The organism is Thermogemmatispora sp., assembly GCF_019683755.1.
Lineage (GTDB): Bacteria > Chloroflexota > Ktedonobacteria > Ktedonobacterales > Ktedonobacteraceae > Thermogemmatispora.
Map to the genome: position 1 here is coordinate 1 of NZ_JADGHT010000285.1, position 6,050 is coordinate 6,050.

At 58.8% G+C, this 6,050-nt stretch carries 3 protein-coding genes; 2 read left to right on the top strand and 1 reads right to left on the bottom strand.

Going from position 1 to position 6,050, the window contains the following annotated elements; translation table 11 throughout:
* The first annotated feature begins 324 nt into the window (after positions 1–324).
* On the top strand, positions 325–1,302 hold the full coding sequence (locus IRZ24_RS15575; protein ID WP_297165920.1) for an SMP-30/gluconolactonase/LRE family protein: 978 nt from the start codon (positions 325–327) through the stop codon (positions 1,300–1,302).
* A 72-nt stretch (positions 1,303–1,374) separates the two neighbouring features.
* On the opposite strand, the gene uvrA is transcribed toward IRZ24_RS15575, so the two are convergent.
* Positions 1,375–4,608, bottom strand: coding sequence for an excinuclease ABC subunit UvrA (gene uvrA / locus IRZ24_RS15580; protein WP_297165922.1), 3,234 nt, complete (start codon positions 4,606–4,608; stop codon positions 1,375–1,377).
* 486 nt (positions 4,609–5,094) lie between these two features.
* Here uvrA and IRZ24_RS15585 point away from each other — a divergent pair, with 486 nt between their 5' ends.
* On the top strand, positions 5,095–5,778 hold the full coding sequence (locus IRZ24_RS15585; RefSeq protein WP_297165925.1) for a hypothetical protein: 684 nt from the start codon (positions 5,095–5,097) through the stop codon (positions 5,776–5,778).
* Positions 5,779–6,050: the final 272 nt, after the last annotated feature.

Here is a 6,050-nt window from a genome sequence, read left to right on the forward strand (position 1 = left end):
GAGCAGCTACAGCCCGGGCCAGCGATGCTTTCATCGGCACACTGCCCTAGATCGACAGCCTGTTCTCCCTCTTCTAGTCGGGTTCTGAGCAACAAGGGAAGAGAAGCAAAAGCGGAGGCAAACCTTCTACCGCGCCAGCAAGTCAGACCATTGCAACGGCCTGGTGCCGTGAGATACAATCTGTCAGGCTGAGACATCTGCTCCTGTTCAGCCGCTGTTGCCTCTGAGGCCAGCAGCGCTGCTGAAGCGGCGCCGATCATCTGTGGCGATGCGCGACAAGTCAAGGAAGTAGGAGACTCTTCAAAGAAGAAAGGGAAAAACACGATGAGTGAAAGCCATGTGCCAATCAAAGAATTCCGTCTTGAGCTGAGCGCTCTCACCTACACCGGCCACGATCTAGTACGTCCCGAGTCCATCATCGCCCAGCCGGACGGCACCCTCTGGACCTCGGACGGGCGCGGCGGCGTCATGCGCATCGCCTCCGATGGCAGCCAGCAATTCTTTGGCGGACTGGGGGGTGAGCCAAATGGTCTGGCAATGGCCCGTGATGGCTCGCTCTACATCGCCAACATCGGCAATGGTCGCATCCAGCGCCTCTATCCCGATGGTCACAGCGAAGACGTACTGACCGAGATCGATGGGGTGCCCACCACCTGCGCCAATTACGTCTTTATCGATAGCCAAGATCGCCTCTGGCTGGCCTTCTCGACGCGAGAACAGCAATGGTGGCCCGCTGCAGCTCAACCGCGTCCCGATGGCTACATAGTGCTACTCGACGAAAAAGGGCCTCGCATCGTCTACGACGGCATCTATTTCACCAATGAAATCCGCCTCGATGCTAAAGAAGAGTATCTTTATGTCGCCGAGACCATGAAGAACCGCATACTCCGCTTTCGCGTCAAACCTGACGGCAGCCTGACCGACAAAGAGGTCTTTGGTCCCGATGGTCTCGGCGTGGGAGCCGTCGTCGATGGCTTCGCTTTCGATGCCGAAGGCAACGTCTGGGTCACAACACCCCTGCGCAATGGCCTGGGGATCATCACCACCGACGGAGACTATCATGTCGTCTTTGAGGAAGCCAACGAGGAAGTCCTGGCAACCTTCGAAGAGAAAATCGCCAACGGCACAGCCACCCCTGCCGACATGGCCGCCTGTGCCGGTCAAACCCTCCAAACACTGACCAGCATCACCTTTGGAGGGCCTGATCTCCGCACCGTCTACATCGGCTCCCTGACCATGTCGCGCCTGCCCACCTTCCGCTCACCTGTACCCGGGCTACCAATGCGCCACTGGATCAGCTAAGCCGCAGCGGTGCGCGCTATCTGTCGCACCAGGAACCAAAGCGAGGGCCGGGTGAGCGGAAAGAGACCATCATCAAACACTCACCGCCCGGCCCTCGCGAGCAAAGAGCTGCCTCAAGAACTGGCCTGTATAAGAGCGCTCCTGCATCGCCACCTCTTCAGGCGTACCCTCAGCGATCACCTCGCCTCCCGCATCGCCGCCCTCCGGCCCCAGATCAATAATCCAGTCCGCACACTTAATCACATCCAAATTATGCTCGATCACCAGCACCGTATTGCCGGCATCGACCAGGCGTTGTAGCACATTCAGCAAGCGCTCAATATCAGCAAAGTGCAGGCCTGTGGTTGGCTCATCCAACAGATAGAGAGTACGGCCCGTAGCGCGGCGCGACAGCTCCGTTGCCAGCTTCACCCGCTGAGCCTCGCCGCCCGACAGCGTGGTCGCTGGCTGTCCCAGACGGATATAGCCCAGGCCCACATCGTAGAGCGTCTTCAGCTTGCTGTAGACCGCCGGCACATGCTCAAAGAAGTGCATAGCATCCTCAACGGTCATATCCAGGACCTCAGCGATATTCTTCCCCTTATAGCGGATCTCCAGCGCCTCGCGATTATAGCGCTTCCCCTTACAGACCTCGCAGGGCACATAGACATCGGGCAAGAAATTCATTTCGATACGCACAATGCCCTCGCCCTTACAAGCCTCACAGCGTCCCCCCTTGACGTTGAACGAGAAGCGACCTGGCTGGTAGCCACGCAGGCGCGCCTCTGGCACCTGCGCAAACAGATCACGGATGCCCGTAAAGGCGTTAGTATAAGTCGCCGGATTGGAGCGCGGCGTCCGTCCGATCGGCGACTGATCGATATCGATCACCTTATCCAGATACTCGATGCCCTCGATTCGCTCATGGGCCCCCGGCTTCTCATGGGCGCGATTGAGCACCTGCGCCAGCTTGCGATAGAGAATATCGATCATCAGCGAACTCTTGCCCGAACCAGAGACCCCGGTAATGGCCACGAGCTTGCCAAGCGGAATACGCACCGTAATATTCTTCAGGTTATTCTCGCGTGCGCCGACAATGGTCAGGAAGTGGCCATTGCCGGGACGGCGCTGCGAGGGCGTTGCGATCCGGCGCCGACCCGAAAGATAGGCCCCCGTCAACGACTGCGGATGCGCGGCCACCTCATCAAAAGTGCCCGCTGCTACCACCTGGCCACCATGCTCACCCGCGCCTGGGCCAATGTCGATGATATAGTCGGCGGCGCGCATCGTATCCTCATCGTGCTCGATCACCAGCACCGTATTACCCAAATCGCGCAGGCGCAGCAGCGTATTGATCAGGCGATGGTTGTCACGCTGATGAAGGCCAATGCTAGGCTCATCGAGGATATAGAGCACGCCCATGAGACCAGAGCCGATCTGTGTCGCCAGACGAATACGCTGGGCCTCGCCCCCTGAAAGACTCATCGCCGTGCGATCCAGCGTCAGATAGTCCAGACCGACATCGACCAGGAACTGCAAGCGAGCGCGGATCTCCTTGAGAATTTGGCGGGCGATCAGCCGCTCGCGCTCACTCAAACGCACCTTGACCAGCGGCTCATCGGGAGGGATTGGCGCCAGCGGATCAGGCGCACGTGGCTCGCCATCCTCGCTGTGACTAGCTGTCAGCGGCTGCACACCCAGCGATGGGGCCGGCCCAGCGTCTAGCTCCTGGAAGAAGCGCTGAGCCTGCTTGACCGAGAGGCGTGTCACCTGCACGATATTGCGTCCTCCTACTGTCACCGCCAGCGCCTCTGGCTTCAGGCGAGCGCCACGGCACTCGGGGCAGAGCCGCGTCGACATGTATGACTCAATCTCCTCGCGAATCAGCTCGCTCTCTGTCTGGCGATAGCGCCGCTCCAGGGCGGGAATCACGCCCTCGAAGGTGACCGTATACGAGCGTGTCTGGCCATGCTGGGGCGTATAGCGAATAGTCAGCGGCTCCTGGGAGCCATAGAGAATGAGCTGCTGCTGCTCAGGAGAGAGATCACGCCAGGGCCGGTCAAGATCGATTTGGAAGCGCTTCGCTAGCGCCTCCAACTTGGCCGACTCCCACTGGCTACCATTGATCATTTTGCTCCAGAGAGCGATGGCACCCTCACGGATCGTCAAATCAGGATTGGTCACTAGCAGCTCAGCGTCCAGCTCGCGCTGGGTCCCGAGGCCCGTGCAGGCCGGACAGGCCCCATGAGGGCTGTTAAAGCTGAAGGTGCGCGGCTCAATCTCAGGCAGGCTGATCCCACAATAGACACAGGCAAAGCGCTCCGAAAAAAGAACCTCCTCACCGCCGACGATCGAGACCAGCGCCACGCCGTTGCCCAGCTTCAGAGTAGTCTCCAGAGAATCGGTCAGACGCTGACGAAAAGCGGCATCGACCTCGTCTAGCTCTGACTCCTCTGCCGCGGGAGGGAGCGCTCCCTCTCCTGCGACTGCTGCACTCCGGCCACCTGGCCCGCTGCCATCCTGATCCACCGGCGCTGGTGCCTGCGAGGATAGAGCATAAGAAGCTGCCTCCTCGGCTACCCGGCGCAGAGCTAGCCGCTCACTTGTCGAAGAAGCTGAGGAGGCCTCGCTCCTCTCGGTCCTGCTATCGGATTGGCTGGAGGCCAACGCGCTCAGCCTGGCCCGCTGCCCCCCTTTGCGGATCACCAGGCGATCGACGACCACTTCGATGGTATGCTTTTTCTGCTTATCCAGCTCGATATTCTCGCTCAAATCATAGATGGTGCCATCGACGCGCACACGGACGTAGCCCGAGCGGCGCATCTCCTCAAAGATATGCTTATACTCGCCCTTACGCCCCTGAACCAGCGGGGCCAGCAGCATGATGCGCGTCCCTTCGGGCAATTGCAAGATCGCATCGACGATCTGCTGCACGGTCTGGCGGCTCACCTCGCGCCCGCAGCGAGGACAATGGGGATGGCCAACACGGGCGTAGAGGAGGCGCAGATAATCATAGATCTCGGTTACCGTGCCGACCGTCGAACGGGGGTTATGAGAGACGCCCTTCTGATCGATCGAAATCGCCGGCGACAGCCCATCAATGTGGTCGACATCGGGCTTATCCATCTTATCGAGGAACTGGCGCGCGTAAGCCGAGAGCGACTCGACATAGCGGCGCTGACCCTCAGCAAAGATCGTATCAAAAGCCAGGCTGCTCTTGCCGGAGCCTGACAGCCCAGTGATCACCACCAGCTTATCGCGAGGGATAGTTAGATCGATATTCTTTAAATTATGTTCTCGTGCACCACGGATAACGATCTTATCCACAGTTGCGATCCCCAAGTATTGCTTTTTCTCCGTCTGACTGGTGTAAAGTTTGTCTTGCTGTCTCTTCAAGCGAGCGAGCGTTTAGCGGCTGGCTCAATGAAGTCCTGTCCTGGGGAAGGGGTCCTAGGCAGGCAGACGGGGGCTGTGTACCATCTGACTAAGACAAACGTTCCAGATTGTTATCAGGGTACAACACAGGACCGACAGCGTCAAGTCAATCGAAAGGAAGCTGAATGAGCACCCCTGACAGCGACGACCGGCCAAACCAACCCCTCTAGCTCAGACTGCCTTGGTAACTGGACGCTGATCCGAGTGCAGCTCCGTAGAGACTAGCCAGAAATTCCCTTCTGCGAGCTGGCCAGGATATGCTATAATAACGCCCGCTGCACAATCTGGCGTACAAGCCGACTTCTTCGAGAAGCGTCGCTTCAGTGCTCTGAAGACGCAGAGAAGCGGCATAATTTCTGTGAGGAACGGGAAAGTGCTATGTCTCGATCCGCCTGCTCCGCCTGTCGACGACGACTCTCCCTCGGCCACGGTTATCCTTCACAGCTCTTCTTCTTCCTATTCCTCTTCCTCATAGCGCTGGTTAGCGCTTTGGGGGCCTGCGATGGCGACAATAGTGGTTCCCCGGCGGCCAGGCCGTCTGCAGGAGCGGCCAGCACTAGCCCAACCCCGAGTCTGATGACTGTAGGGGGAGTGCAGCTTCTGCTCTACCGGGGCGATGGTTTCAGCATTGGTTATCCACGGGACTGGCGGGTCACTCCCGCTGGCAGCAGCGTTGAATTCAGCCATGAAGCTGATAATGCCTCCGTTTCCGTGCAAATTGTGCCTAATCCTAACGCGGCCACAGCGCCTGATGATGCCATCGCGGCCAGTCTTGATGCCATTGGCAAAAGCGGACTCTATAAAAACTACAAGCGGGTCCGCCTGCCGTCCAGCGTGCGCGTCGGAGGCGAGATCTGGCAGCAGCAAGGGGCCACGGGCGAGGTGCAGATACTGAGCCAGCGGGTGAATATGGAGGTCATTATGTTGGCAACCAACCACCCGGCTCGCTCGTCGCAGACCCGGCTTTTCAGCATTTATATGATCCTGCCTGTGGCGCGCTATCAACAGCTCTATATGAGTGCTCTTGGGCCAATGCTGCAATCCTTTCGCTTCCTTCGCTAGGCGGGGAGGATCATGACTACTCGCTGACTAGAAACAGGCAGCCTCAGCCAGGTCAGGCCAGGTGCAGCAGAGGCGAAGGGAGTTGAGAAGATCAACCTTGTCGCCGGCACCCGGCCCATAGCCCAAAAGGAGGGGGAGATGAATGGCCACTGACCAGATCCGTCAGGCAAGCTCTGGCCTCGGGTCCTGGCGAAGAGACTCCTGAACCGTAGAGTTAGCCGCCAGAGTGCCTTATAATAGTACTGGCTGAAATACCCTGAGCACACTGGCGT

Coding starts and splice junctions, on each gene's coding strand:
- IRZ24_RS15575 (WP_297165920.1), top strand. CDS start 325: ATGAGTGAAAGCCATGTGCCAATCAAAGAATTCCGTCTTGAGCTGAGC.
- IRZ24_RS15585 (WP_297165925.1), top strand. CDS start 5,095: ATGTCTCGATCCGCCTGCTCCGCCTGTCGACGACGACTCTCCCTCGGC.